At 66.0% G+C, this 318-nt stretch carries 1 protein-coding gene; it reads left to right on the forward strand.

Going from position 1 to position 318, the window contains the following annotated elements:
* Nucleotides 1-33 precede the first annotated feature (33 nt).
* Nucleotides 34-318: hypothetical protein (locus A3761_RS01505; protein ID WP_156491491.1), on the forward strand; the 285-nt coding region annotated here is incomplete at its 3' end.

Consider the following 318-nt stretch of genomic DNA (forward strand, 5'->3'; position numbering starts at 1 on the left):
GAACTGCGAGGAGCGCGGATACCAGAGGGCGGCATGAGCCGCCCCGCCATCCACGAGCGGGTCGCCTACTCGGCCCGCTACTTAGCTTCTCAGCCGATGGCGCACTTCCCCGGCCATGCGCGTGGCGGCTTCGTGGTTGGCGAGGCCGCATTCAAGCGCGGTGTTCTGATCGGCGTGGCCCCTGACTGGACCGATATCGCGTTCGTCCGGTGGGACGATCAGCCCGAGATCGCGATCACCACGCACATCGACAACCTCGTGCCCGAGCGTGAGATCGCGCGGGACGCGGACCAACACCAGCATTCGGAGGGACAAAAT

The sequence above is a fragment of the Oleiphilus sp. HI0123 genome (assembly GCF_001635315.1).